Origin of the sequence: Rhodococcus sp. 14-1411-2a (assembly GCF_002259485.1) — a bacterium.
Taxonomy (GTDB): domain Bacteria; phylum Actinomycetota; class Actinomycetes; order Mycobacteriales; family Mycobacteriaceae; genus Rhodococcoides.
On sequence record NZ_NPGA01000019.1, the window covers coordinates 107,799 to 134,062 of the forward strand.

24 protein-coding genes and 2 tRNA genes are annotated in these 26,264 nt (G+C 65.0%); 18 read left to right on the plus strand and 8 right to left on the minus strand.

Features of this window, described 5'->3' with window-relative positions:
- Positions 1-9: 9 nt before the first annotated feature.
- Positions 10-435 (minus strand): MarR family winged helix-turn-helix transcriptional regulator, encoded by a 426-nt coding sequence (locus CH291_RS19175; RefSeq protein WP_231893809.1) that lies wholly within the window; start codon positions 433-435, stop codon positions 10-12.
- Between the two features lie 130 nt (positions 436-565).
- On the opposite strand from CH291_RS19175, the gene CH291_RS19180 reads away from it, so the two are divergent.
- The 8 genes from CH291_RS19180 to CH291_RS19215 all read left to right on the plus strand — a co-directional run bounded on the left by CH291_RS19180 (position 566) and on the right by CH291_RS19215 (position 11,981).
- On the plus strand, positions 566-2,314 hold the full coding sequence (locus CH291_RS19180; protein WP_094688389.1) for an ABC transporter ATP-binding protein: 1,749 nt from the start codon (positions 566-568) through the stop codon (positions 2,312-2,314).
- Between the two features lie 10 nt (positions 2,315-2,324).
- Positions 2,325-2,957, plus strand: coding sequence for an IMPACT family protein (locus CH291_RS19185; RefSeq protein WP_179276612.1), 633 nt, complete (start codon positions 2,325-2,327; stop codon positions 2,955-2,957).
- Between the two features lie 166 nt (positions 2,958-3,123).
- Entirely contained in the window at positions 3,124-3,597 is a 474-nt protein-coding gene (locus CH291_RS19190) for a single-stranded DNA-binding protein (RefSeq protein WP_068050067.1), read from the plus strand.
- 115 nt (positions 3,598-3,712) lie between these two features.
- Positions 3,713-5,392, plus strand: a complete 1,680-nt coding sequence (ettA, locus tag CH291_RS19195) for an energy-dependent translational throttle protein EttA (protein ID WP_032402531.1) — start codon at positions 3,713-3,715, stop codon at positions 5,390-5,392.
- A gap of 1 nt (position 5,393) precedes the next feature.
- Positions 5,394-5,804, plus strand: coding sequence for an acyl-CoA thioesterase (locus CH291_RS19200; protein WP_094688390.1), 411 nt, complete (start codon positions 5,394-5,396; stop codon positions 5,802-5,804).
- 127 nt (positions 5,805-5,931) lie between these two features.
- Positions 5,932-10,770 (plus strand): NAD-glutamate dehydrogenase, encoded by a 4,839-nt coding sequence (locus CH291_RS19205; RefSeq protein ID WP_094688391.1) that lies wholly within the window; start codon positions 5,932-5,934, stop codon positions 10,768-10,770.
- Positions 10,771-10,834: 64 nt separating this feature from the next.
- Positions 10,835-11,299, plus strand: a complete 465-nt coding sequence (locus tag CH291_RS19210; RefSeq protein WP_068052572.1) for an acyl-CoA thioesterase — start codon at positions 10,835-10,837, stop codon at positions 11,297-11,299.
- A complete protein-coding gene (locus tag CH291_RS19215; protein WP_094688392.1) occupies positions 11,292-11,981 on the plus strand; it encodes a hypothetical protein in 690 nt (229 codons plus the stop codon). The genes CH291_RS19210 and CH291_RS19215 overlap by 8 nt, the downstream gene beginning before the upstream one ends.
- Here CH291_RS19215 and CH291_RS19220 read toward each other — a convergent pair.
- Positions 11,978-13,561, minus strand: a complete 1,584-nt coding sequence (locus CH291_RS19220; protein WP_094640236.1) for a glycoside hydrolase family 13 protein — start codon at positions 13,559-13,561, stop codon at positions 11,978-11,980. The genes CH291_RS19215 and CH291_RS19220 overlap by 4 nt on opposite strands.
- Before the next feature lie 211 nt (positions 13,562-13,772).
- Between CH291_RS19220 and CH291_RS19225 the strand changes: the two genes are divergently transcribed.
- On the plus strand, positions 13,773-14,240 hold the full coding sequence (locus CH291_RS19225; protein ID WP_094688537.1) for a cupin domain-containing protein: 468 nt from the start codon (positions 13,773-13,775) through the stop codon (positions 14,238-14,240).
- A 21-nt stretch (positions 14,241-14,261) separates the two neighbouring features.
- Here CH291_RS19225 and CH291_RS19230 read toward each other — a convergent pair whose 3' ends face one another.
- Together CH291_RS19230 and CH291_RS19235 are read right to left on the minus strand one after the other, a co-directional pair.
- Positions 14,262-14,657 carry a globin gene (locus tag CH291_RS19230; RefSeq protein ID WP_094640235.1) on the minus strand — a complete coding sequence of 132 codons (396 nt, stop codon included), beginning with the start codon at positions 14,655-14,657 and terminating at the stop codon, positions 14,262-14,264.
- Positions 14,658-14,707: 50 nt separating this feature from the next.
- Positions 14,708-15,667, minus strand: a complete 960-nt coding sequence (locus CH291_RS19235; protein ID WP_068052588.1) for a mechanosensitive ion channel family protein — start codon at positions 15,665-15,667, stop codon at positions 14,708-14,710.
- Positions 15,668-15,898: 231 nt separating this feature from the next.
- Between CH291_RS19235 and CH291_RS19240 the strand changes: the two genes are divergently transcribed.
- The 3 genes from CH291_RS19240 to CH291_RS19250 all read left to right on the plus strand — a co-directional run bounded on the left by CH291_RS19240 (position 15,899) and on the right by CH291_RS19250 (position 17,357).
- Positions 15,899-16,561 (plus strand): HNH endonuclease, encoded by a 663-nt coding sequence (locus CH291_RS19240; protein ID WP_176460278.1) that lies wholly within the window; start codon positions 15,899-15,901, stop codon positions 16,559-16,561.
- An 81-nt stretch (positions 16,562-16,642) separates the two neighbouring features.
- Positions 16,643-16,894, plus strand: a complete 252-nt coding sequence (gene ctaJ / locus CH291_RS19245) for an aa3-type cytochrome oxidase subunit CtaJ (protein WP_068052560.1) — start codon at positions 16,643-16,645, stop codon at positions 16,892-16,894.
- Complete coding sequence (locus CH291_RS19250) at positions 16,881-17,357, plus strand: DUF5130 family protein (RefSeq protein ID WP_094640234.1); 477 nt, start codon at positions 16,881-16,883, stop codon at positions 17,355-17,357. Before ctaJ ends, CH291_RS19250 begins: the two co-directional genes overlap by 14 nt.
- An 89-nt stretch (positions 17,358-17,446) precedes the next feature.
- On the opposite strand, the gene pepN is transcribed toward CH291_RS19250, so the two are convergent.
- Positions 17,447-20,020 carry an aminopeptidase N gene (gene pepN / locus CH291_RS19255; protein ID WP_094669416.1) on the minus strand — a complete coding sequence of 858 codons (2,574 nt, stop codon included), beginning with the start codon at positions 20,018-20,020 and terminating at the stop codon, positions 17,447-17,449.
- A 158-nt stretch (positions 20,021-20,178) separates the two neighbouring features.
- Here pepN and CH291_RS19260 point away from each other — a divergent pair, with 158 nt between their 5' ends.
- Positions 20,179-20,796, plus strand: a complete 618-nt coding sequence (locus CH291_RS19260) for a mycothiol-dependent nitroreductase Rv2466c family protein (RefSeq protein ID WP_068052542.1) — start codon at positions 20,179-20,181, stop codon at positions 20,794-20,796.
- 63 nt (positions 20,797-20,859) lie between these two features.
- Here the strand turns inward: CH291_RS19260 and CH291_RS19265 are convergent, their stop codons facing one another.
- Positions 20,860-21,522, minus strand: a complete 663-nt coding sequence (locus tag CH291_RS19265) for a DUF429 domain-containing protein (protein ID WP_094669415.1) — start codon at positions 21,520-21,522, stop codon at positions 20,860-20,862.
- A 16-nt stretch (positions 21,523-21,538) separates the two neighbouring features.
- On the opposite strand from CH291_RS19265, the gene CH291_RS19270 reads away from it, so the two are divergent.
- On the plus strand, positions 21,539-22,018 hold the full coding sequence (locus CH291_RS19270) for a ribose-5-phosphate isomerase (protein ID WP_068052539.1): 480 nt from the start codon (positions 21,539-21,541) through the stop codon (positions 22,016-22,018).
- Entirely contained in the window at positions 22,019-22,813 is a 795-nt protein-coding gene (locus CH291_RS19275; protein ID WP_094669414.1) for an Fpg/Nei family DNA glycosylase, read from the plus strand.
- A gap of 10 nt (positions 22,814-22,823) precedes the next feature.
- Here the strand turns inward: CH291_RS19275 and CH291_RS19280 are convergent, their stop codons facing one another.
- Together CH291_RS19280 and CH291_RS19285 are read right to left on the minus strand one after the other, a co-directional pair.
- Positions 22,824-23,609 carry a hypothetical protein gene (locus CH291_RS19280; RefSeq protein WP_094688393.1) on the minus strand — a complete coding sequence of 262 codons (786 nt, stop codon included), beginning with the start codon at positions 23,607-23,609 and terminating at the stop codon, positions 22,824-22,826.
- Between the two features lie 109 nt (positions 23,610-23,718).
- Positions 23,719-23,792, minus strand: a tRNA-Gly gene (locus CH291_RS19285).
- A gap of 170 nt (positions 23,793-23,962) precedes the next feature.
- Here CH291_RS19285 and CH291_RS19290 point away from each other — a divergent pair.
- From CH291_RS19290 to CH291_RS19300, 3 genes are all read left to right on the plus strand, one after another.
- Positions 23,963-24,036 (plus strand) — tRNA-Pro (locus tag CH291_RS19290).
- 112 nt (positions 24,037-24,148) lie between these two features.
- Positions 24,149-25,528, plus strand: coding sequence for a trigger factor (tig, locus tag CH291_RS19295; protein WP_094640229.1), 1,380 nt, complete (start codon positions 24,149-24,151; stop codon positions 25,526-25,528).
- 83 nt (positions 25,529-25,611) lie between these two features.
- Complete coding sequence (locus CH291_RS19300) at positions 25,612-26,262, plus strand: ATP-dependent Clp protease proteolytic subunit (RefSeq protein ID WP_082898933.1); 651 nt, start codon at positions 25,612-25,614, stop codon at positions 26,260-26,262.
- Positions 26,263-26,264: the final 2 nt, after the last annotated feature.

Here is a 26,264-nt window from a genome sequence, read left to right on the forward strand (position 1 = left end):
TCGGTCGGTTCAGCCGGTCTCGGCGATCTTGCTCAACAGTCGGTTCAGCTCGTCGCGTTCCGCGGGCTCGAGGCCGTCGAACATTTCCGACGACACCTGACGGCGCGCGTCGTCGATTCTGTCCAACAGCGCGCGGCCGGTGTCGGTCAGCTCGACCAGGACGGCTCGCCGATCGCTCGGATCCTGTTGCCGGATCACCAGGTGCGCCGCCTCGAGGGAGTCGACGATGTCGGTGGCCGATCGCGCGACGATGCGCAGGTGCTCGGCGAGATCGCGTAGTCGCACGGACTCGGGCTCGCGCGCCAACACGTGCAGGGCCCGACTCTGTGAGGGATTGAGGCCGAACGGTTCCAACGCAGTCATGTGGCTGCGCCGGATCTGCCGCGCGACGGCCATGAACTGCTCGCTCAGGTTGGGCGAGTGTCCGGTTTCCATGTACGGGATCATAGCGACGGTTGCTCACTACCTCATAGTGAGGTAGCCTCTGCATATTACTTCAGCTACCACGGAGGTCTACTTGGAAAGCCGACCCGAACGTTCTCTCCTCGCGTCCGATCCAGCACCCGTGCGCCGAGTCCTGGCTCTGTTCACGCCCTACCGCCGCAAGATCGCCGTCGTCAGTGCGATCATCGTCGTCAGCGCGATCATCGCGCTCGCGTCCCCCTTGCTTCTCCGCGAACTCCTCGATCATGCGATACCCGACCGCGATGTCACGCTCGTCAGCCTGATCGCACTCGGCATGATCGCAGTTGCAGTCGCCACCAACACTCTCGGCGTCGTGCAGACCTGGATGTCCAACGGCGTCGGTCAGCGACTCATGCACGATCTACGCGTCCAGGTCTACTCGCACCTGCAACGCCAATCCCTCGGATTCTTCGCACGCACCCGCACCGGCGAGGTGCAATCACGCATCGCCAACGACATCGGCGGCATGCAATCGGTGGTCACCAATACCGCAACGTCCATCGCGCAGAACGCGACGACCGTTGCCGCGACGGTGGTCGCCCTGTTCCTGCTCGACTGGAAGCTCGCCACGTTCTCGTTGATCATCCTGCCGGTCTTCGTCCGTGTCGCTCGCCGCATCGGCGACGAGCGGCGCAAGATCTCCACCAAGCGACAGAAGTTGCTCAGCGACCTATCGGTGCAGATCGAGGAATCACTCTCGGTCAGCGGCATTCTGCTGGGCAAGACCACCGGCTCTGCGCAGGTGTTGACCGAGAAGTTCGCCGACCGATCCCACGAAGTGGCCGGGGTCGAACTTGCAGCGATGATGGCGGGAAAGTGGCGCATGGCCACCATTCAGATCAGCTTCGCCGTCATGCCTGCCCTGGTGTATTGGTTCGCCGGCATCACCATCGGGCAGGGGAGCGCACTGACGATCGGAACTCTGGTCGCGTTCACCGCTCTGCAGACCCAATTGTTCCGGCCCACCATGCAATTGCTCAACACCGGCGTCGAGGTGCAGGCCTCGCTCGCACTGTTCGGGCGAGTGTTCGAGTACCTCGATCTGCCGATCGAGGTGGCCGAGCCCGCCCATCCGGTGGCGCTGCCGCGCGAGTCCGTCCGCGGAGACGTCGCCTTCCGCGCCGTGGACTTCACCTACACCTCGGCAACAGTTCCGACATTGAGCGGCATCGACCTCGAAGTCCCGGCAGGCAGCACACTCGCTCTCGTCGGCGCAACCGGGTCCGGCAAGACGACTCTGGGCTATCTCGTTGCGCGGCTGCATGATCCGACGGCCGGATCGGTGACGATCGACGGCATCGACCTGCGGGAGATGGCTTCGGAGACCATCGCCGACCTGGTCGGCGTCGTCTCTCAGGAGACGTACCTGTTCCACGCCACCATTCGAGAGAACTTGCGATTCGCCAAACCCGACGCCACCGACGAGGAGATTTTCGCGGCGGCCCGAACGGCACAGATCCACGACTTCATCGACGGCCTCGACGACGGGTACGACACCATGGTCGGCGAACGCGGGTACCGCTTCTCGGGCGGTGAGAAGCAACGCATCGCCATTGCCCGAACGGTGTTGCGCAATCCACCGATCCTGGTGCTCGACGAAGCGACCAGCGCCCTCGACAATCACACCGAACGCGCAGTGCAAACCGCGCTCGACGGCCTGATGAACGGGCGAACGACCATCCTCATCGCGCATCGACTGTCCACGGTGCGCTCCGCGGACAGCATCGCAGTACTCGATCACGGCGTCGTTCGCGAGGTCGGAAGCCACGAATCCCTGTTGGAGAACGACGGCATGTACGCCCGATTGGTCCAAGCCGCAGACGATGTGGTTGACAGTGTTGCCGCATGAGTGAGACCGGGTGACCCCACTGCGTACCATCGCCGGTCGCGTCGAGTGCGAGATCGAGATCAAGAAGTCGAGGTTTCTCGCGGTCGTCGATCGCGCGGCCACGGAAGCCGAGGCGCGAGCTGTGATCGACGCGGCCCGCAAGGCCGATCCTGCTGCCGGACATCACTGTTCGGCGTTCATCGTCGATGTGTCGCCGCCGGATCCGCGCATCGAGCGGTCCAACGACGACGGTGAACCGAGCGGGACGGCAGGTACACCGATGCTCGACGTGCTGCGCGGGCATCACCTGACCAACGTCGTCGCGGTCGTCAGCAGATATTTCGGCGGAACCAAGCTGGGCACCGGCGGACTTGCCCGTGCCTACGGCGGAGCGGTGACCGAGGCGTTGTCCGGAGCGATGTTCCTGACCCGGGAACGACGCGAGATCATGACTCTCGAACTCGACCACGCCGAGGTCGGTCGCGTGGAATCGGAACTGCGCGGGCACGGGGTTGTCGTCGTCGGCACCTCCTACGGCGCGTCCGCGGTACTGACCGTCGCGGTTCCGGACGCCGATTCGACTGCGGCGCTGGTTGCTTCGCTCACTGCGGGGCGAGTGATCCCCGAGCTCGACGGCCACATGTACGCCGAAGTTCCCGACTAGCACACGGTCCCGACATTCTCGGGTCGCGCGGGCCCCGATTCGGGTGCTTCATCCACAGGCCGGCCGGTTGTCCACATTTCGTGAACTCGTTCACCACGGACGTCTTCCGCGTAGCAGTGTCGATCTCGATCGCAACCACGCGACATCGATCGAGGGGGAACACACCATGTACGAAGCACAGTGCGCAGTTGTCGGAACGGTCATCACCAATCCCGTCAAGCGCTCCACACCCACCGGCGACGAGGTCCTCAGCTTCCGGATGGCCAGCAACGCCCGACGTCAGGATCGCAACACCGGCGAGTGGACCGACGGCGGAACCCTCTACCTGACGGTCACGTGCTGGCGTCGTCTCGTGCGCGGCGTCGGAGCATCGCTGATGAAGGGCGACCCGATCATCGCCTACGGGCAGCTGAGGACCAACGAGTACACCAACCGCGACGGGGTCGAACGCGCCGATCTGGAGATGCGGGCCAGCGCCGTCGGACCGGATCTCGCGCGCTGCAACGTCTCGATCCATCGGACGAAAGCGGTGGCACCCGAGGCTGCGCCGGACGGCGATCCTGGAGCTACCGAACCTGTGGACGAGGATCGGGACCACGATCGCATCGAGGACGACGTGCGCGAGTCCGTTCCGGCTTGACGGTCTCCCGGCATCCGCCGTCCGCGCTGCATCGGAACCTCGATCGAGTGCGGGCGGCGGCTACGCGCTCGGGCGGTGGTGCCGGAGACCCACTCGCACCGATAAGCTGGGCGTCATGGCTGAATTCATTTACACCATGAAGAAGGTGCGCAAGGCGCACGGCGACAAAGTCATCCTCGACGACGTGACGATGAGCTTCTATCCGGGAGCGAAGATCGGCGTCGTCGGCCCCAACGGCGCCGGTAAGTCCAGCATCCTCAAGATCATGGCGGGAATCGATCAGCCCGGAAACGGTGAGGCGTTCCTCGCTCCCGGTGCCTCGGTCGGCATCCTCATGCAGGAACCGGTCCTCGACGACACCAAGACCGTTCGCGAGAACGTCGAGGACGGTCTCGGCGAGACGATGGTCCAGCTCAAGCGGTACAACGAGATCGCCGAGTTGATGGCAACCGACTACTCCGACGAGCTGATGGAAGAGATGGGCGAGCTGCAGGAAAAGCTCGACCACGCCGATGCCTGGGAGATCGACTCCCAGCTCGAACAGGCCATGGACGCGCTGCGCTGCCCGCCGCCCGAGTCGCCCGTCACCAACCTCTCCGGTGGTGAGAAGCGCCGCGTGGCGCTGTGCAAGCTGCTGCTGAGCAAGCCCGACCTGCTGTTGCTCGACGAGCCCACCAACCACCTCGACGCCGAGAGTGTGCTGTGGCTCGAGCAGCACCTGGCCGCATACGCAGGCGCGATTCTCGCCGTCACTCACGACCGGTACTTCCTCGACCACGTCGCGCAGTGGATCGCCGAGGTCGACCGCGGACACCTGTACCCGTACGAGGGCAACTACTCCACGTACCTGGAGAAGAAGGCCGAACGTCTCGAGGTCTCGGGCAAGAAGGACCAGAAGCTGCAGAAGCGCCTCAAGGACGAGCTCGCCTGGGTTCGTTCCGGTGCCAAGGCACGTCAGGCCAAGAGCAAGTCTCGTCTGGCTCGCTACGACGAGATGGTGGCCGAGGCCGAGAAGACCAGGAAGCTCGACTTCGACGAGATCCAGATCCCCAACCCGCCGCGCCTCGGCGACGTCGTGGTGGAGGTCAAGAGCCTGGACAAGGGCTTCGACGGCCGCGTGCTGATCAAGGATCTCTCGTTCACGTTGCCCCGCAACGGCATCGTCGGCGTCATCGGCCCCAACGGCGTCGGTAAGACGACGCTGTTCAAGACCATCGTCGGGCTCGAGGAGCCGGACGGCGGCGAGGTCAAGATCGGTCAGACCGTCAAGCTGAGCTACGTCGACCAGAACCGCTCGGGCATCGACTCGAAGAAGACGGTGTGGGAGACGGTCTCCGACGGTCTGGACTTCATCACCGTCGGCAGCTCCGAGTTCCCGTCGCGTGCGTACATCAGCTCGTTCGGGTTCAAGGGCCACGATCAGCAGAAGCCTGCCGGAGTGCTCTCCGGTGGTGAGCGGAACCGTCTGAATCTGGCGATGACGCTCAAGCAGGGCGGCAACCTGATCCTGCTCGACGAACCGACCAACGACCTCGATGTCGAAACGCTCGGATCTCTCGAGAACGCTCTCGAGGAATTCCCGGGCTGCGCCGTGGTCATCTCCCACGACCGGTGGTTCCTGGACCGCACCTGCACGCACATCCTGGCGTGGGAAGGTGGCTTCGGCGACAACGAGGCCGCGTGGTACTGGTACGAGGGCAACTTCGAGGGCTACGAGGCCAACAAGGTCGAACGCCTCGGACCCGACGCGGCCCGCCCGCATCGCGTCACGCACCGGAAGCTGACCAGAGACTGACATGCCGGCGAAAACCTTCACCTGCACACTTCAGGTGCGGTGGGGTGATTCCGACCGTCTCGGCCACGTCAACAACACCCGGTTCGTCGAATACCTCCAGGAGGGCCGCGTTCAGTTCCTGAACGCGGTCTTCGGGGGTCCGGGTATGCGCGGCGCAGCGGTGGTGCGGAAACTCACCACCGATTTTCTGCATCCGATTCTCGACGATTCGGGTCCGCTGACGATCGAGCTGTGGATCACCCGCATCGGGACCACCTCGTACGGCGTCCGGCACGTGGTGACCGACCGGGACGGAAAAATCTGCGCGGATGCCGAAGCACTGATGGTTGCCTTCGATCTCGCGACGTCTTCCTCTCGTCCTTTGTCGGAGGACGAGAGGAAGCTTCTCGCGGAGTATCTCGGCTCGGAGTAGTTCGCCACGCGCCGGCTCAGCGAGGTCACTGCGGTAACAGGGTGTTCGACACTAAGGTCGAGGAGTCATCGACGACCGGCGATCGGCGGGCGTCGGGAAAATCCTCACGAGGGAGTACTCGAACACCATGCCACGCTCGCTGGACCTGCCCGACAACGACTGGACCGACGGCCTCGACGACCGACTCCTGGCCGAGCTGGCGACACTGCAAGCCGAGTACTTCGAGCACGTGGACACGACGGCCGTCGGAGCGTCCGCGCACACTCCCGACACCACGTCCTTTCACCGGCACGTCCGGTTGGCCGCTCAGCGGCTGCCCGATACCGCGAACGTAGCGGTGTACCGACCCAGCGAGTCGAGTTCGGCCGCCCATCAGGCCGCGGGCAGCTATCTGCAGATCGTCACCGACGACATGCCGCTTCTCGTCGAGTCGGTCATCTCGCTGCTGTCCCGACTCGGCATCGAGTACACCGACGTGGTCCATCCCATTCTGTCGGTCGCCCGCGACGCGGACGGCGAGCTGACGGGTCCGAGCGCCGACGGTCGACACGAATCCTGGATTCACGTCCAGCTGCATCCGTCCACGCCCGCGGAGGCCCTCGACCGCGTGGAGTCGGAGGCGAGCCGGGTGTTGGCCGACGTGCGTCAGGTCGTCGGCGACACCGATCGCATGCGTCGGGTGCAGGCCGAGGTCGCCGATCTCCTCGACGGTGCGGCCCAGCGGGCCGGTGATGCGGAGTCCGACATCGCCGTCGAACATCGCGACGCAGCCGCGTTGCTGCGCTGGCTCGGCGACGGTCACTACACGCTCCTCGGGTACCGCCGGTACCGGCTCGGCGGCGTCGACGGTGCACGGACGGCCACCGGGGAGGAGTCGAGCAGCCTCGGGGTGTTGCGCGACGCGGCCCACGACGTGCACGGTTCGGAGCCGCTCGGTCAGCGCGACCTGGTCGCCCTGACACAGGGAGCGAGTCCGGCGACGGTGCACCGCGCCGTCTACCCCTACTTCGTGAGTGTTCTCGACGCCGAGAACTCCGCCGAACACCGTTTCGTCGGCGTCTTCACCGTGACGGCGCTGCACGAGAACGTGCTCGACATTCCGGTGATCGAGCGTCGGGTGCGCTCGGTGATCGCCAGGGCCGGCCATGATCTCGGGTCGTTCTCGGGTCAGGCGATGCTCGAAGTGCTGCAGTCGATGCCGCGCTCGGAACTGTTCGCCACCTCGGCGGCCTGGCTGTTCGAGACCGCGAGTGCTGTTCTCGCACTGGGCCGTCGGCGCAAGGTCAAGCTGTTCGTGCGGCCCGATGCCGGCGGGTCCTTCGTCTCCGCCCTGGTGTACCTGCCGCGAGATCGCTACACCACCCGTGTTCGGCTGGCCATTCAGGATCGGCTGCTCCGTGAGCTCGGCGGCACTTCTCTCGACTACACGGCGCGCGTGACGGAATCGGACCTGGCGCTGCTGCACGTGACCGTCCGCCGCACGCCGGGAACGGCATCGACGGAGCTGGCCGCCGAGGACATCACCCGGATCGAGGCGGCTCTCACCGAGACCACCAGAACCTGGGAGGACTCCCTCGGCGACGCGGTCTCGCTGGACCGCACCGTGGACCCGCTGCGGATCCAGCGCTACACAGAGGCGTTCCCCGAGGCCTACAAGCAGGACTTCAGTCCGGCTCGGGCCGTGACCGACATCGCTCGCCTCGAAGGGCTCGGCGACGAGTCGATCGACATGCAGCTCTACCGCAACGAGCAGTCGGCCGTGGGTAGCTGGCGGTTCTCGCTGTACATCGGCGGCGCGGGTGTCTCGCTGTCGCAGGTGCTGCCCATCCTGCAGAGTCTCGGCGTCGAGGTCGACGACGAACGACCGTACCCGGTGGTGCGGCCGGACGGAATGTCCTGCTGGATCTACGATTTCGGGCTCTCGGCCTCACGCGAGATGCTGCGTTCGGCAATCGACGGTGACATCGACGCGGAGTTGTCCGAGGCGGGCACCGCCGATCGCGAGAGCCGAGTGCAGCACCGATTCACCGATGCGTTCGCGGCAGTGTGGAGCGGCGAGGCGGAGGCCGACCGGTTCAACGAGCTGGTCATGCGCGCCGGCCTGCACTGGCGGCAGGCAGTGGTGTTGCGCGCGTACGCGAAGTACTTACGCCAGGCCGGTTTTCCCTACAGCCAGTTCAACATCGAGGGTGTGCTGCTGACACACCCGCGCACCGCGCGGTTGCTCGTCGGGTTGTTCGAGGCGCAGTTCGATCCCGAGGCCAGTTCGGAAGAGAACGCGCAGTCGATCGGCACCCAGCTGGGTGAACTGATCGACGAGGTCGTCAGTCTCGACGCCGACCGCATCCTGCGCAGCATGTTCGAGCTGATCCGCGCCACCCTGCGCACCAACTACTTCGTGGTGGGGGTCGACGGCGACCATCGCGAGTACCTCTCGCTCAAGTTCGATCCGCAATCGATCGCCGAATTGCCCAAGCCGAAGCCCAAGTTCGAGATCTTCGTGTACTCGCCCCGCGTCGAAGGTGTGCACCTGCGATTCGGAGCCGTTGCCCGCGGCGGACTGCGCTGGTCGGATCGACGTGAGGACTTCCGGACCGAAATTCTCGGACTCGCCAAAGCCCAGATGGTCAAGAACGCCGTCATCGTGCCGGTCGGAGCCAAGGGCGGATTCGTCGTCAAGCGGCCCCCTGCCGTGACCGGTGACGCCGATCGAGATCGCCAGGCCCACGCCGAGGAAGGCAAGGCCTGCTACCGCCTGTTCATCGCCGGGCTGCTCGACATCACCGACAATCTCGACCGCGCTACCGGAACGGTGACGGTTCCCACCGGAGTCGTGCGCCGCGACGGAGACGACACCTATCTCGTCGTTGCCGCGGACAAGGGCACCGCGACCTTCTCGGACATGGCCAACGACGTTGCCGCGAAGTACGGTTTCTGGCTCGGCGACGCCTTCGCGTCCGGCGGTTCGGCGGGCTACGACCACAAAGCCATGGGTATCACCGCCAAGGGTGCGTGGGAGAGCGTCAAACGCCACTTCCGTGAGCTCGGAATCGACACGCAGAGCCACGATTTCACAGTCGTCGGCGTCGGCGACATGAGCGGGGACGTGTTCGGCAACGGCATGTTGCTCAGCCGGCACATTCGCCTGCTCGCCGCGTTCGATCACCGGCACATCTTTCTCGATCCCGACCCCGAGCGTGAGTCCTCGTTCGCCGAACGGGAGCGGTTGTTCGCACTGCCGCGGTCGTCGTGGGCGGACTACGACACCTCGCTCATCAGTGCGGGCGGCGGCGTGTGGGAGCGGACGCGCAAGTCTGTCCCGATCAGTGCGGCCGCGCGCGCTGCCCTCGGGTTGGGGGATTCCGTGGTCGCGCTGTCACCCCCGGAGCTGGTGAACGCGATCCTTCGGGCCCCGGCCGATCTGCTGTGGAACGGCGGAATCGGTACGTACATCAAGGCGTCCACCGAAACCAATGCCGAGGTCGGTGACAAGGCCAACGACACGGTGCGGGTCGACGGAATCGACGTGCGCGCCGCCGTGGTGGGGGAGGGCGGCAACCTCGGAGCCACCGCACTGGGCCGCATCGAATACGCCGCTGCAGGAGGCAAGATCAACACCGATGCCGTCGACAACTCCGCGGGTGTGGACTGCTCCGATCACGAGGTCAACATCAAGATCCTGTTGGAGACGGCCATCACCAATGGCAACCTCGCGCGCGAGGATCGGGACGAGCTGCTCGCGTCCATGACCGACGAGGTGGGCCGGCTGGTGTTGTGGGACAACATCATGCAGAACGAGCTGCTCGGCACCTCAAGGTTCGACGCACCGAGCCTGGTCACCGTGCACAGTCGGGTGATCGAGGATCTGGAAGTGCGCCGAGGTCTCGATCGCGAGCTGGAGGCGCTACCCACCGAGGCGGATCTACGGCGTCGCAAACAGGACGGCCGCGGGCTGACCTCGCCGGAACTCGCGACTCTGATGGCTCACGTGAAGCTGGCGTTGGAAGCCGAACTGCTCGACAGCGAACTGCCCGACAGTGACGTCTTCGCTCCGCGGCTGCCCAAGTATTTCCCCGCGCCGCTGCGAGAGCCGTACGCCGCCGCGATCACCACGCATCCTCTCCGGCGGCAGCTGGTGGCCACGACGCTGGCCAACGAGGCCATCGACTGCGGTGGCATCACGTTCCCCTACCGATTGACCGAGGATTCGGGTGCGGCAGGCACCGACGCCATCCGTGCCTTCGCCGCCGCCACCGAGATATTCGGACTCGACGAGGTGTGGAACTCGATCAGGGCCGCGGACGTGCCGACTGCGGTCTCGGCCGAACTGTTGCTCGAGTCGCGTCGCATGCTCGACCGTGTCTCGCGCTGGCTGCTGGCCAACCGTCCGCAGCCGCTGGCCGTCGGCGCCGAGATCAGTCGGTACGCCGGTCAGGTGCGGGCACTGCAACCGTCGGTGTCCAGGTGGATCTCCGGGCATCAAGCCAGCGACCTGGACTCCCGATCGGCTGCGGCGATCGAACGCGGCGCGCCGGCCGAGCTGGCGCGCCGGATCTACGGCTTGCTCGATGTGTACTGCCTACTCGACATCATCGATATCGCCGACATCGTCGACCGTGACGGAGCCGAGGTCGCCGAGCTCTACTTCGCCCTCGATGCGCACATCGGTATCGACTGGTTGCTCACCGCGGTGTCCAAGCTGGCCCGCGGAGACCGCTGGCATTCGTTGGCGCGCTTGGCTCTTCGCGACGATCTGTATTCCTCGTTGCGGGGAATCACGCAGGCCGTATTGGCGGGCGGCGAGCCGGACGAGTCGGTTGCGGAGAAGATCGCCGAATGGGAGTCGACCAACTCGTCTCGTCTGGCGAGGTCTCGTGCGGCGTTGACCGAAATCGCCGAGTCGGGAACCCTCGACCTGGCCACCCTGTCGGTCGCTGCCCGACAGGTCCGCAACATGGTGCCCTGACCTTCAGCACCACATCGCCACGGGCGAGACCGCCGATACTCGACCGAGAAGAGGAAACGACCACGTGAGTGTGCCCGACGCCCATCTGTCCGACAAGCGACCTGAAACCGAGCGAGTGGGCTTTCATGCCACCGTGGACGTGCGGTGGTCGGATATGGATGTGTATCAACACATCAACCATGCCCGGATGGTCACTCTCCTCGAAGAGGCACGCATTCCCTGGCTGTTGGTGGACGGGAGGCCGACGGCGAACCTGCGCCACGGCGCGGTGATCGCGGATCTGCACGTGAAGTATCGAGGCCAGCTCCGGCACGAGGACGGGCCCCTCGATGTGTTCATGTGGATCGACGCGGTGCGGGCGGTGGACTTCGTCGTCGGATACGAGGTGCGAGCCCGGGGAGCGTCGTTGGACACTCCCGCGGCCGTGGTGGCCTCGACACAGATTGCGGCGTTCGACATCGATGCGCAGCGGCTGCGCCGGCTCACTCCCGAAGAGCGTGAGTTTCTCGTGAGCTGGCAGCGTGTATGAGCGCGTACTGACCGTTCCCGATGCGGTCGAGCGGGAGAACCTGGCGACGTTCTGCACCAGGGCGCTGCGTCTGGACGAAGCTGCGGTGATCCGTATGCGGACCCGAGCGGGCGGCGGTGTGTCCTGCTGGGCGGCAACGGGTTTCGATGCTCTCGCGGCTCGGGTCATCACCGGGACCGTGGTGCCCGACGACACGAGTGCCGGTGCCGACGTGTTGGTCGCGGCGGTGCAGCAGGCGACCGACGGTGTGATCGACCCGGGATTTTCGATGGATTCCGCCTGGCGCGGAGCCCTGCCACCGGACGGCGGCTTCGGCCATCTCGACGATGTGCCGGCCCGGGTGCTCGTGGGGCTCGCGCAACGCGGCGTCGCACTGGCCAAGGAGTACGGCAGCAGTCACGGTCCGCCGAGTTCGTTGCTCGAACAGGAGGTTCTGCACGTCGCGGGCGAGAACGACGACGTCTCGATCTCGATGCGAACGGTATTCGCCTTGACCGCAATGGGTTTCGTGCCACACAGTGGCAGCGACCCGTTGACCGTCGACGTCGACCCGGATCGGATCGCGCCCGACGAGGTGGTTCGGGTGCGGGTGTCGAAGGTCTGGCTACGTCTCGATGCCCGCTACGGCTCCGTCTTCGCTCGTCGCGCGGGACAACAGTTGTCGCTCACCGTCGAGCGTTAGACGAGCCACGCAGCGGCGTTCGCCGGAAGCCTGCCGTCCACCAACGGCGCACTGGCCAGCAGCAACTCGCCGGGAGGCAGCGGGATCGACTCCTCCGACGCGTTCAAGGCGCAGATCAGGCCACCGCGTCGACGAAATGCCAGGCAGCCGGAAGGAGATCCGTACCAATCGACTCCGCTACCGGTGAATTCCGGACGTAGAGCCCGCAGCTCGAACGCCGTCCGATAGAGGCTCAGCATCGAATCGACGTCTTCGAGTTGCGCCTCGGCGGTGTACCCGTCCCATTCGGCCGGCATCGGCAACCATGTTCGATCGGTGGAGGAGAACCCGAACGGTGGTGTGTGCCCCTCCCACGGCATCGGCACTCGGCAGCCGTCGCGGCCGCGCTCTGCGTGCCCGGATCGCTCCCACACCGGATCCTGCAACGCACTGTCGGGCAGTTGTACGTTCGGCAGCCCCAGTTCGGCACCGTTGTACACGAAAATCGTTCCGGGAAGCGCCAATTCGACGAGGATCATGGCGCGCGAGCGCGCCCGACCGAGGTCCCCACCGCCGTATCGGGTGACCTCACGCTCGACGTCGTGATTCGACAGCGTCCACGTCGGAGTTCCGTCGACCAGTTCTACTGCGGCAAGGGAATTGGAGATGGCGTCGCGGATGGTTGCGGCGTCGAAATCGACACTGGCCAGCCGGAAGTTGAAACCCAGGTGCAACTCGTCGGGCCTGATGTACTCGGAGAAGCGCACGTTGTCCTGCACCCAGATCTCACCGACGGTCACCGCTTCGGGGAATTCGTCCATGACGGCTCTGATGCGTCGATGCAGGTCGTGGACCCGAGGATTGTTGAACCGGGGATCGTCGTCGTCGTTCTTCATCAACGCGTTGAGTTCGAGACTCATGTCGGCCAGGTCGACGGGTTTGGCCATACCGTGCGCCACATCGAGCCGGAAGCCGTCGACGCCGCGGGAAAGCCAGAATCTCAAGGTGCGCGCGAAGTCGTCGAACACCTCCGGGTTGTTCCAGTTCAGATCCGGTTGCTCGGGCGCGAAGATGTGTAGGTACCACTGACCGGGGGATCCGTCGGGCTCGGTGATCCGAGTCCAGGCCGGGCCACCGAAGATGCTCGGCCAGTTGTTCGGCGGCTGCGCACCGTCGTCACCACGTCCGTCTCGAAAGATGTAGCGAGCACGCTCGGCACTACCGCGCGCCGCCGTCAGGGCCGATCGGAACCACGGGTGCTCGCTGCTGGTGTGATTGGGCACCAGGTCCATCGTGACCTTGATGTCGCGCGCATGAGCTTCGTCGACCAACGCGTCGAAGATCTCCAGGTTGCCGAACAGGGGGTCGATGTCACGCGGATCCGACACGTCGTACCCGTGATCGGCCATGGGCGACCGGGTGATGGGTCCGATCCAGACTGCGTCTATTCCCAGCAGCTCCAGGTAGCCGAGCTTGTCACGAATTCCGTCGAGGTCACCGATGCCGTCACCGTTGGAGTCCGCGAACGAGCGGGGATAGATCTGGTAGAAGACGGCGTCCTGCCACCACAACAGCTCGGAGCTTTCGATCGGATCGGTCACAAGGGGCAATAGTGCCAAACGATCGGCCGCAGAACGATTCAGGGGCGTTCGGGCACGACAGGAGGCAGCCTCGTAGGTCAACGAACAGTAAAGCTTTGTGCTCATTCACATGACCGACTCCTGCCGGTTCGTTGGGAAAGTGTTGTATGTTCTGCTCCTGGAACAAGTAGCGGCGGAAGCCGCGCCCGACGGTGAGGACGCGACGGAAACCATGATCACTTCGACCATCGAAGCCGTACGACTCGGCGACATCGCGCTGAACGACAGCCCCATCGAGCCGGCCTGGATTCTCGAAGGAAACCCGCAGGCTCGCCTCGCCGAGTGGTCGAAGAGCATCGACGGAACCACCACCACCAACGTGTGGGACTGCACGGCAGGACGCTTCCGGTGGTACTTCGCCGTCGACGAGATCGTGCACATCATGGACGGTTCGGTGACCGTCTCGAGTGACGACCACGCACCGCGCACCCTGCTTCCCGGCGATGCCGCACTGTTCCGTGCGGGCACCTGGTCGGAGTGGCACGTGGAGAACTACGTACGCAAGCACGCCATCCTGCGCCAGCACCTACCCGCTCCCATGAGCTTCGCGCTCAAGGTGGCCGGCTCCGTTCGCGCGCGGGTGGGCAAGCTCAAGGTCGCCGTCGGCGGCAAGAGCCCGCAGCGCGTCGGATCGCTGTAGCCCGCTGCGCTGTCGGGGCCGTCAGATCGCCGAGTTCATCATCGAATTGGCGGCCATCTCCATGTAGTCGATCAACTGGGCTCGGTGCGCGGAGTCCATGACCTCGGGGGCGATCGACGCGATCGCGATGTGCATGCAGCGCAGCCACGCGTCTCGCTCCATCGGTCCGATCCGAAACGGGTTGTGGCGCATACGAAGTCGAGGATGGCCACGCTCGTCGGAGTAGGTTCGCGGACCGCCCCAGTACTGCTCGAGAAACATCCGCATCCGCCGTTCGGCCGGTGCCAGATCCTCCTCGGGGTACAACGGCCGCACTATCTCGTCCTTGGCGACTTCCTCGTAGAACTTCGCCGTGAGTGACCGGAACGTCTCGGCACCGCCTACCGCGTCGTAGAACGTCTGCTGCGGTTCGGTCATCACACTCTCTCTGTTCGTTCCTGGTCGGCGTCGGTCACGTCCATTGTCCCTCAGCTGCCTCGCTCGGCCACGACCCCACCCGGGCGACCCAGTGCGTACGGTGCCTTGATGTCGGCATCGTCGAACGCCTGGAGGATCTCCTGGTGCAGTCTGCGCTGTACGGCCCACTGGCGTCCGGGGCGGGTCTTGATCGTGATGCGGATGGTGACGGTGTCGGCGCTGACCGCGTTGACACCGAGCATCTCGGGCGGTTCGAGGATGTCATCGGCGAAGTCCTTCGATTCCACCACCGCCAGCGTGGTGCGTTCGGCGACTGCGCGGGCCTCGTCGATGTTGGCCGTGTGGGACACGGGCAGATCCAATACGGCGACCGCGAAGCCCTGACTCATGTTGCCCACGCGCAGCACCTCGCCGTTGCGGCAGTACCACACGGTGCCGTTGACGTCCCTGATCGTCGTGACGCGTAGCCCGACGCTCTCGACCGTGCCGGTCGCTTCACCGAGGTCGACGACGTCGCCCACTCCGTACTGGTCCTCGAGGAGCATGAAGATACCCGAGAGAAAGTCTCGGACCAGGTTCTGCGCACCGAAGCCGAGGGCGACGCCGACGATCCCGGCCGAGGCGATGAACGGAGCGACGTTGACCCCCACGACGTCGAGCACCGACAGCACGAACCACGTGAGAATCATGACCGAGACGGCGGACTTGAGCACCGAGCCGATCGTGTTGGCACGCTGTTTGCGCCGCTCGTTGAGAATCGCGCCCTTGACGGTGCTCGACGAACGCTCGCGCAGCGGACGCAGCAGCGTCGGAGACTTCCCGACGTTGTTGCGGGTGAATCGGTCGATCAGTTTGTGCAGGACGAGGCGCAGCACGATGGCGAGGGCCAGATAGCCGAGAGCCTGCAGCGGACGATCGACCAACCAGTCGCGTCCGGTCTCCGTCAGCTCGAACGCTCGGGTGTCGAGATCTCGCAACAGCGACGGTTCGGAGAGGGACGATGCGGACAGGAAGGTTGATACAGACACCCGAAAAGTCTACGGAGACGCAGAAATCTTGCCAGTCACGCAGCGCATGGAGCCGTCGTTCGTCGTTCGTGAACGCGAGGATGCGAGATGTTCACCGATCGGCAACAGAAAATGCCGGGAAAAAGGCTGTGCGAGGAGGGTGCATTCGTGTTCCACTGTGACTCGTGTTCCACGCAAGCCATGCGCGGGCGCCGACTGTTTCTGGAGCAACGCATGAAGAACTCGCAACACCGCCATCGACAACTCCCGCCCACTGAGGGCCGCACCACGCACGACCAGCGTGAGACGGCCTCGGGGGCTTCTCCGCTGCGTGTGGTGCCGACGGCCCACAGTGCTACAGGCGACGACGCCGTACCGGCGTGGGTCAAGCGCCGTGTGCTGCTCCTCAACGCCACCTTCGAACCACTGACCGCGCTTCCGATGCGCCGGGCGGTGGTTCTTCTCGTTTGTGGGAAGGCCGACGTGGTGCACGACGATCCGGAGGGGCCGTTCATCCGGTCGGCCGACCGCTCGGTGCAGGTGCCGTCGGTGATCAGACTGCGGACGTTCGTCCGTGTTCCGTATCGAGCCCGGGTACCCATGACCCGACAGGCGCTGATGCACCGCGATCGGTTCCGGTGCGCATACTGCGGAAGCAAGGCCGAGACCGTCGACCACGTGGTTCCGCGCAGCCGCGGAGGTGGCCACTCGTGGGAGAACTGTGTCGCCTGCTGCGCCTCGTGCAACCATCGCAAGGCGGACAAACTGCTCAGTGAGATCGGCTGGACGTTGCGCGCCCAGTTGGTGCCGCCGAAGGGTCCGCACTGGCGACTGTTGGCGACGACGAAGGAGCTGGATCCCAGTTGGCTCGCGTACCTCGGTGAGGGCGCTGCCTGACGCGGGTACGCCTGCACTTTTCGGTCACAACACCGGCCCCGACGTGGTCCGACGCGCAATTGTCGACTAACGTCACACCCTGTGAGCATTTTTGAGACCACGCTGATATTCGGGGTGATTCCGGTTGCGGTGATCGGACTCCTCGGCGCGTTGTCCTACTTGACCGACAAGCAGCCCGGTATGGACGTTCCGCCCTACCGACTGACGGACGAGTGGACGCGCGAGCCATTGCTGTGGACTGCTACGGACGAGGTGACTCCTTTCGGAGGTCACGGTTCGCACGGTGCCGACACAGCCGACTCGATCGGAGGTTCCGCAAGTGGCAAGTGGTGAACTCGTCCGCAGTGACGTCAGAGAAGAAGACCTGCCCGTCGGTGCAGCCCTCACCGCGAGCGGCCGCATCTCGGCTGCTCACGAGTTCGGGACGACCAACCCCGAGCACCTGCCGTTCGCGACGCAGGACCTGGTTGCACTCGACGATGCACTCACGCAGGCGATTCGACAGACCAAGATCCGGTTCAACGTCTACATCGGTGATCTCGGCGTAGATCCCGCTGCGGGTGCGGATTCGGTGTTCCCCGGCACACCCGATGCCATCCGTTCGGTCCTGGTCGCCGTCGACCCCAATCGGCATGCTCTCGAGATCCGCACCGGCAGGCGAGTGTCCAACCGTGCGACCGACCGGGTTGCACAGTTGGGTGTCACCGCCGCGCTCGGTCCGTTCCGCGACGGCAATCTCATCGACGGTCTGGTCACTGCCGTCCGGGTGATGACCGCGTCCATCCTCAGCCCGTAACTCTCCACCTCCAGACCGCGCTTCCACGACGAGGGCCGGTTGTCCACCTCGCGGTGGGCAACCGGCCCTCGTCGTCTGTGCCGTCCAGATCAGCTCGCGTCGAACTCCCGCGCAGCGAGAGCCCGGACGACGCCGGCCCGTCCCTCGATCACCAATCGCCGAAGGGCGGGCGGCAGATCACCGTCCAGGAACTCGTCCGCGGCCGCCAGTGACTGCTCACTGATCGACCAGGACGGATAGAGCCCGATCACCACGGTCTGCGCGACCTCGCTGGATCGACGAGACCACACACCTTCGATGGCGTCGAAGTAGCGAGCGACATACGGTTCGAGCAGCTCGCCCTGACCGGGGCCGGCGAAGCCGCCGATGATCGAGCGAGCGGTGATGTTCGGCACCGCGTCGTCGTCGACCACCGTGGTCCACGCCTGTTCCTTGACCTCCGCGCTCGGGCGTGCAGCACGTGCCGCCGCAGCCGATCGAGCCCCGGCAGCGGTGTTGTCCTTGCCCGCCTCGGCGTCGATGACCGGCGATTCCAGTCCATCCGCGTCGATGGCCCCGGCACCGGCCAGGGCCGTGACGATGCGCCACCGCAGATCGGTGTCGACTCCCAGACCGGACAGGGACTGACCGTCGACGTCACCGTCGAGCAATGCGCGCAGCACCTCGATGTGGCGATCGCCGAGTTCGATGCCGGTGAGGGCGTTGACGAAGGCCAGCTGGTGATCCGAGCCTGCTTCGGCGCCACGCGCCAGCTCGAGCAGAGCATCGGCGAACTCGGGGGTACCGTGTTCGGCTGCCCACGCAGGATCGGCGTAGCTGGTGATGGCGGTCTGCGCTTGAAGCAGAAGACGTTGCACCACACCCACTTCCGTTTCACCGTCGATTCCGCGCTGGACGAGGGCAACGAAGTCTCGCGCCTTCATCTCGGCGGACCGAGTCATTTCCCAGGCCGCCGACCACGCAAGGGTGCGGGGGAGTGGTTCGGCGATGTCGCCGATTCGGGAAAGCAGGACATCGAGTGAATCCGGGTCGAGACGCACCGCGCAGTACGTCAGGTCGTCGTCGTTGACCAGAACGAGCTTGCCACGCGAGACACCCACCAGCGCGTCGACAGTCGTCGACTCGGCAGCATCGAGGTCGAGTTCGACGCGGTCGGTGCGCACCAGCTTGCCGTCGACGTCGTCGTAGATGCCGACCGCGATGCGGTGTACGCGATGCTCGCCTGCACCCGGGGCCGCACCGGTCTGCAGCACCGAGAAGCGGGTGAACTTGCCGTCGGCGTCGACGTCGAAGTCCGGACTCAGGGTGTTCAGGCCGGTGGTGCGCAGCCACTGGGCGCCCCAATCGGACAGATCGCGTCCCGACGACTTCTCCAGTGCTGCAAGAAGATCCGAGAACGTGGCGTTGCCGAAGGCGTGATCGACGAAGTACGCACGCAAGCCGGCGAGGAAGTCCTCCTTACCGACGTACGCCACCAGTTGCTTGAGCACACTCGCGCCCTTGGCGTAGGTGATGCCGTCGAAGTTGACCTCCACGGCCGCGAGATCGGGAATGTCGGCGGCGATGGGATGCGTCGACGGCAGCTGGTCCTGGCGGTACGCCCAGGCCTTCTCGACGTTGGCGAAGGTGGTCCACGCGTTGGTGTACTCGGTTGCCTCGGATTGGCACAGCACCGAAGCGAACGTCGCGAAGGACTCGTTGAGCCACAGATCGTCCCACCACGTCATGGTCACCAGGTCGCCGAACCACATGTGTGCCATCTCGTGCAGTACGGTCTCGGCGCGACGCTCGTACGAGGCGCGTGTCACCTTGGACCGGAAGACGTAGTCCTCGAGGTACGTGACGGCACCGGCATTCTCCATCGCGCCGGCATTGAACTCGGGCACGAACAGCTGGTCGTACTTTCCGAAGGCATAGGGAGTGCCGAAGTTCTCGTGGTAGAAACCGAAGCCCTGCTTGGTCTCGGTGAACAGGCGTTCCGCGTCCATGTGCTCGGCAAGTGATGCGCGGCAATAGATTCCGAGGGGAATGGTGCCGTGGTCGTCGGTGTACGAGTCGGTCCACTCCGCGTACGGCCCAGCGATCAGCGCGACGAGGTAGGTGCTCATCGACGGGGTCGTGTCGAACACGTGCTCGCCCGCTGCAGGCTCGGCGGCGTGCGCGGCGTTGGAGATGACGGCCCAGCTCTCCGGCGCGGTGACCTTCACATCGAAGGTGGCCTTGAGATCGGGCTGATCGAAGCAGGCGAACATGCGCTTGGCATCGGCGGTCTCGAACTGCGAGTACAGGTAGACCGAATCGTCGGACGGGTCGACGAAGCGGTGCAGGCCCTCTCCGGTGTGCGAATAGAGGCAATCGGCGTCGATGACGAGCTCGTTGTGCTCGGCCAGATTCTCGAGCGCGAGGCCCGTCGACTCGTCGTAGTTCGCGGTATCGAGACCGGTGCCGTTGAGCGTCGCGGAGCGGATCGTGCTCGCGATGATGTCCACGAAAGTCGACGCCCCGGCGGTGGCCGTGAACGTGATGGTGGTGAGCGAGCGGAACGTCTTCTCGCCCGGATTGCCCTCGCCGTCGGTGAGATCGAGAACGATCGCGTACTTCGTTTCCCCGATGATCGCCGAACGCTCGGAGGCTTGGTCACGCGTCAGGTTGGGAGCAACCACTTCAGTCGACACCTCTTCGTGTAGTTATGGGTAGTGCCGTCCATCCCATCACGTCACGCGTACCCCGCGCTGGCCGACGGGCCGTGCGGAATGTCTGCGCGGTGTGCGGTTGTTACGCAATGAAGACACGATGACCTCGACTTCCAAGGAGTAGGACAGTGGCCGGTTCAGGACAGAAAGACACTGCGGATTTTTGGTTCGACCCACTGTGCCCGTGGTGTTGGATCACCTCGCGGTGGATTCTCGAAGTGCAGCAGGTGCGAGACATCGATGTGAACTTCCACGTCATGAGCCTGGCAGTGCTCAACGAGGGCCGCGATCTGCCCGAGGAGTACGCCGCGATGATGAAGAAGGCCTGGGGGCCGGTCCGCGTTGCCATCGCCGCAGCCAAGCTGAAGGGTGACGAGATCCTCGACCCGCTGTACGCGGCCATGGGAACGCGAATTCACAACGAGGGCAACAAGGATTTCGACGTCGTCATCGCGGAGTCGTTGGCCGAACTGGACCTGCCCGGTGACCTGGCGAAGGCAGCCGAGAGCACCGACCACGACGAGGACCTGCGGACCAGCCATCACGCAGGCATGGACAAGGTCGGACCCGATGTCGGCACCCCGACCATCCACGTCAACGGCGTGGCCTTCTTCGGCCCTGTGCTCTCCCGAATCCCACGTGGCGAAGAGGCAGGCAAACTGTGGGACGCATCGGTGATCTTCGCGTCGTACCCGCACTTCTTCGAGCTCAAGCGCAGCCGCAACGAGGACCCGCAGTTCGACTGATCGCACTTCCCCTCGTGCGTGGAAACTCGTAGCAGGAGTAGAGCTTTCACGCACGAGGGGGTGCTAGGCCACGATTCGATCCGAGCCGTCCTCGGTACCGAACGTCAGGTGCTCGCCCAGGTGGAAGCGTCGCGCCGACCACGCCGCTGCGGCCGCGTCGAGAAAGTCGTCGACGGCGGGTCCTGGCGGTAGATCCGCCAGATCGACGTGTTCGCTCCATCGCATGATCGTGGCCAGTCGTTGTCCGACACCGCGGCCGGTCTTTTTCGACGAGAAGACCGTCGCCGGGGACATGGCCCGGAACGAGCATTCGGGATGTACCTCGATGTACCTGTCCCGATCGACGTCCGCATCCCGCCACGCCTTCACCGACGGCAGGATGTGCCACGTCTGCTTGCTGATCGCTTTGCCGGTGAGCTGCCGAGAAACGGCACACGCTTCGGGATACGACTCGGCGTCGAGTACGCCTGCGACCGGCGTGTGGAAGATGGAGCTGCGCGCCGTCCCGAGAAACTTCTTCGCCTCCAGTTCGCTAACGCGATAGCCGTGCTCGGGCAGCGACAGCGGCATGTCGACGCCCACCCGTGCGCAGTCCCGTGTCACCTCGAGCACCTCCGTCACCGACGCGCACGCGGTCCACGTCAACGTCGTCTCGGCCAGAACCGCGACCACCCACGCGCCTTTCGCACCGTCCACACCGGCGAATTTCTCGGCTTCGGAGTTCACCTGTCAGACTCTAGGCATGCGCGTATACCTGGGTGCCGACCACGCCGGCCTCGAGTTCAAGAATCAGATCATCGAACACCTGACGGCGACCGGCCACGAGCCCGTCGACTGCGGTGCCTTCGACTACGACCCCGTCGACGACTACCCGGCATTCTGCATCGACGCAGCACGCCGCGTCGTCGCCGACCCGGGTAGCCGCGGCCTGGTGCTCGGCGGTTCCGGCAACGGCGAGCAGATCGCAGCCAACAAGGTGCCGGGCGCTCGCTGCGCGCTGGCGTGGAGCGTCGAGACCGCCAAGTTGGCCCGCGAGCACAACGACGCTCAGCTCATCGGCATCGGTGGCCGCATGCACACCCTTCCCGAGGCCCTCGCCATCGTCGACGCCTTCCTCGGCACTCCGTTCTCGGGCGAGGAGCGCCACCAGCGCCGCGTCGACATCCTGTCCGAGTACGAACGCAGCGGCGAGGCACCCGTCGTGCCGGGAAAGCCCGAGTAGGTGCCCGAGGGGCACACTCTGCACCGACTGGCTCGGTTGCATCAACGTCGGTTCGGCGGGGCACCGGTCGAGGCGAGCAGTCCGCAGGGGCGCTTCACCTCCGGTGCCGCGCTGATCGACGGTCTCGTACTGGAGAAGGCCGAGGCCTGGGGCAAGCATCTGCTGCACCGATACGAGTCGGATCTGATCGTGCACATCCACCTCGGCCTCTACGGGAAGTTCACCGAACAGTCTGTGCCGCTGAGCGATCCGGTGGGTGCCGTGCGGTTGCGCATGGTGGGGGAGAAGTACGGAACCGACCTGCGCGGACCCACGGCCTGCGAGATCTACACCGAGGAACAGGTCGACGCCCTGGTGGCGCGACTGGGCCCGGACCCCCTGCGCAAGGACGCCGACCCTGACGGGGCTTGGGCACGAATCTCCAAGTCGCGCACGGCAATCGGAACTTTGCTGATGGATCAGAAGGTGCTCGCCGGCGTCGGAAACGTCTACCGCGCCGAAATTCTGTTCCGGCACGAGATCAATCCGATGCGACCGGGCAAGGACCTCGATCGAGCGGAGTGGGACGCGATCTGGCTCGACCTCGTGGAACTGATGAAGATCGGTGTTCGACGCGGTCGCATCATCACCATCCGGCCCGAGGACGATCACGGCGACACCTACGGTGCGCGACGACCGCGCTCGTACGTCTACCGCAGGCAGGGATATCCCTGCCGGGTGTGCGGAGCAGACATCCTGCACTCGGTGATGCAGGCGCGAAACCTGTTCTGGTGCCCGGTCTGTCAGGCGACCTAGGGCGGGGCAGCTAGAGGTCGAAACCGCCTCCACCGTCTCCGCCGAACAGGCCTCCGCCGTCGCTGCCGAAGAAGCCACCGCCGTCGCCGCCATCGCTTCCGGCGCCGCCATCGTCACCGTTGTAGTCGTCTCCGTTGCCCCCGTCCGCACCGTCGGCTCCCGTGTCGCCGCCGGCCGCGGTCTCGTCCGGAACTCCGGCCATGCCGGAGAACATGGCGGAGAACAGGAACATCGATCCCATTCCCCACGCACCGGCGACCAGGGCGGGACGCCACCACGGCTCGGAGTACCAGCCCGCGGGCACCGGACGACCCGCGACACGGCCACCCGGGTAGTAGTTGGGGGTGCGATCGGACGGATCCGGTGATGCCGCGATCTCACGGCCCTCGAAGTCGACCTTGCGTTCTTCGGTGACGCGTCCGGCCTGTTGCTGGCCGTCGATGCCCTGCACCTCCGGGCCGGGATCCATGCCCATGGCCAGACGAGCGGCGCGGATGTAATAGAGGCCCTCGAGCGCGGTCTGCTTGGCCAGTCTGGCTTGTTCGGGGGTGGTGGCCTGGTCGATCTGCGAACCGGCAGCGATGTTGCGTTCGGACGCATCGGCCAGGGCCTGCTTGGACGGTGTGTCGGTGCCGATCAGGTTGTAGACCTGACCGCCCAGGCGTTCGATCGACTGGCGGGCATCGGCCTTGGCGTCGGCCAGCGCGGTTTCGGCCGCCGCAGCCGAGTTCTTCTTGCTTCGCAGGACCAACAGGGCCACTGCGGCGACGACGATGACGATCAGGATTATTTCCACTGCGGGCCTTCCGCCGACGGTGCATGCCCGGTTCTACGGACAATTCGGACACCGTCCAGAGTACGCGGACACGAAAAAGCCCCGCACTGACAGTGCGGGGCTTTTTCGGTGGAGCCGATGACGAGAATCGAACTCGCGTAGCCTGTTTGGAAGACAGGGGCTCTACCATTGAGCTACATCGGCGTGCAAACAACAGTCGTGGGATCGCCAGTTCCGTCGCCTGCGTTTCAAGACTGTACCCAACCCCGACGCAGGATTCCAAACCGGCCCGCCGCGACCGGTTCCGCCGAACGTCATCGGTGGGGCGCCCATGGGGGGCTACTATCGGTTGCTGTTCAATGGTGTGGGTACGACGGGGTGTGGCGCAGCTTGGTAGCGCATCCGCTTTGGGAGCGGAGGGTCGCAGGTTCAATTCCTGTCACCCCGACAAATGAGGGCCGCAGGCACGGTTCGCCGTGTTCGCGGCGAGCGAGGTAAGACCGCAAGCCAGCACCGTAAGCACCACCAGCAAGCAAGAATTACTCAAAGGAGCATGTTCCGTGAAGAGCACCGTCGAGCAGCTGAGCCCGACGCGAGTCCGTATCAACGTTGAGGTGCCCTTCGAGGAGCTCAAGCCTGATTTCGACCGCGCGTACAAGGCTTTGGCTCAGCAGATCCGCCTCCCCGGCTTCCGTCCCGGCAAGGCTCCGGCCAAGTTGCTCGAAGCGCGCGTCGGCCGCGGGGCAGTTCTCGAGCAGGTCGTCAACGACGCTCTTCCCGCCCGTTACTCCGAGGCCGTGACCAACGAGAAGGTCAAGGTCATCGGCCAGCCCGAGATCGAGATCACCAAGATCGAGGACGGCACCGAGCTCACGTTCACCGCCGAGGTCGACGTTCGTCCCGAGATCGATCTGCCCGACTACTCGACCATCAGCGTCGTCGTCGATCCGCTCGAGATCAAGGACGAGGCCGTCGACGAGCAGCTGCAGTCGCTGCGCCAGCGTTTCGGCACCCTGACCGGTGTCGATCGTCCCGTCCAGTCGGGCGACTTCGTCTCGATCGATCTCTCGGCCACCGTCGACGGCGAGAACGTCGAAGAGGCAACCGCGAGCGGACTGTCCCACGAGGTCGGCTCCGGCCAGCTCATCGACGGACTCGACGACGCGATCATCGGCGTCTCCGCGGACGAGTCGAAGGAGTTCACCTCGACCCTGGTCGCCGGTGAGTACGCAGGTAAGGAAGCCGTCGTCACGGTCAAGGTCGTCTCCGTCAAGGAGCGCGAGCTGCCCGAGGCCGACGACGAGTTCGCCCAGCTGGCCAGCGAGTTCGACACGTTCGACGAACTGCTCGCCGACCTGAAGACGCGCGTCGAGCGAGTCGCGAAGGTCGAGCAGGCCGGTCAGATCCGCGACAAGGTGCTCGAGACCCTGCTCGACACGCTCGAGATTCCGGCTCCCGAGGCCGTCGTCAAGGCCGAGGTCGATTCCCAGGTGCACGAGGCCATTCACGGCCTCGACCACAACGAGGAAGCACTGGCCGAGCTGCTCGAGTCGCAGGGTTCGAGCCGCGAGGAATTCGACAAGGACGTCAAGGAAGGTGCCGAGAAGTCGGTGCGTACCCAGCTCCTTCTCGATGCGATCGCCGAGGCCGAGAACACGCAGGTCGGGCAGGAAGAGCTCACCGAGCGGATCATCTTCCAGGCGCAGCGCTACGGCATGCCGCCCGAGCAGTTCATTCAGCAGGTGCAGCAGGCCAACCAGCTCGGTGCCGTGTTCGCCGATGTCAAGCGCGGTAAGGCACTGGCTTCGGTCGTCGAGCGCGTCAACGTGACCGACACCACCGGCGCGACCGTCGACACCGCAGAGCTGTTCGGCAGCCCCGCCGATGCTCCCGACGAGGTCGAAGCAGCAGATTCTTCCGAGGGCGAACAAGAGAAGTAACGCTCACAGCGAACGACGGCGGTTCCGGGACTCCGGAGCCGCCGTCTTTCGTTAGTGTCTGTGTCAGGAACCAACGATTTGTTATGGAAAAGGCAGGTACCGTGACTGTTCAGAATCCGGCGGCTTCGCACCAGCAGAGTCCCGTCATGACTTCGGCTGCAGCAGGGCTGAATCTCAGCGACTCCGTGTACGAGCGTCTGCTTCAAAACCGCATCATTTTCCTCGGTACCCAGGTCGACGACGACATCGCCAACAAGTTGTGCGCTCAGATCCTGCTGCTTTCGGCCGAGGACCCCACTCGCGACATCGCGCTGTACATCAACTCGCCCGGTGGCTCGGTCACCGCGGGTATGGCCATTTTCGACACGATGGAATTCGCCGAGTGCGACATCGCGACCTACGGAATGGGTCTGGCGGCCTCGATGGGTCAGTTCCTGCTCTCGGCCGGTGCCAAGGGCAAGCGCTACGCCCTGCCGCACGCGCGCATCATGATGCACCAGCCCTCGGCCGGTATCGGCGGCAGCGCCTCCGACATCGCCATCATGGCCGAGCAGTTCGCGCACACCAAGCGCGAGATGGCAGAGCTGATCGCCCTGCACACGGGTCAGACCGTCGAGCAGATCACCGAAGACTCCGATCGTGACCGCTGGTTCACGGCGCAGGCCGCCAAGGAATACGGGTTCGTGGATCACGTCGTCAGCCGTGCGCGGCAGGCCGGCGGAATCGGCGAGTAATT

Coding starts and splice junctions, on each gene's coding strand:
- CH291_RS19300 (WP_082898933.1), top strand. CDS start 25,612: ATGGAAAAGGCAGGTACCGTGACTGTTCAGAATCCGGCGGCTTCGCAC.
- ettA (WP_032402531.1), top strand. CDS start 3,713: ATGGCTGAATTCATTTACACCATGAAGAAGGTGCGCAAGGCGCACGGC.
- CH291_RS19205 (WP_094688391.1), top strand. CDS start 5,932: ATGCCACGCTCGCTGGACCTGCCCGACAACGACTGGACCGACGGCCTC.
- CH291_RS19240 (WP_176460278.1), top strand. CDS start 15,899: ATGAAGAACTCGCAACACCGCCATCGACAACTCCCGCCCACTGAGGGC.
- CH291_RS19225 (WP_094688537.1), top strand. CDS start 13,773: ATGATCACTTCGACCATCGAAGCCGTACGACTCGGCGACATCGCGCTG.
- CH291_RS19230 (WP_094640235.1), bottom strand. CDS start 14,657: ATGACCGAACCGCAGCAGACGTTCTACGACGCGGTAGGCGGTGCCGAG.
- CH291_RS19190 (WP_068050067.1), top strand. CDS start 3,124: ATGTACGAAGCACAGTGCGCAGTTGTCGGAACGGTCATCACCAATCCC.
- CH291_RS19270 (WP_068052539.1), top strand. CDS start 21,539: ATGCGCGTATACCTGGGTGCCGACCACGCCGGCCTCGAGTTCAAGAAT.
- CH291_RS19175 (WP_231893809.1), bottom strand. CDS start 435: ATGGAAACCGGACACTCGCCCAACCTGAGCGAGCAGTTCATGGCCGTC.
- CH291_RS19200 (WP_094688390.1), top strand. CDS start 5,394: ATGCCGGCGAAAACCTTCACCTGCACACTTCAGGTGCGGTGGGGTGAT.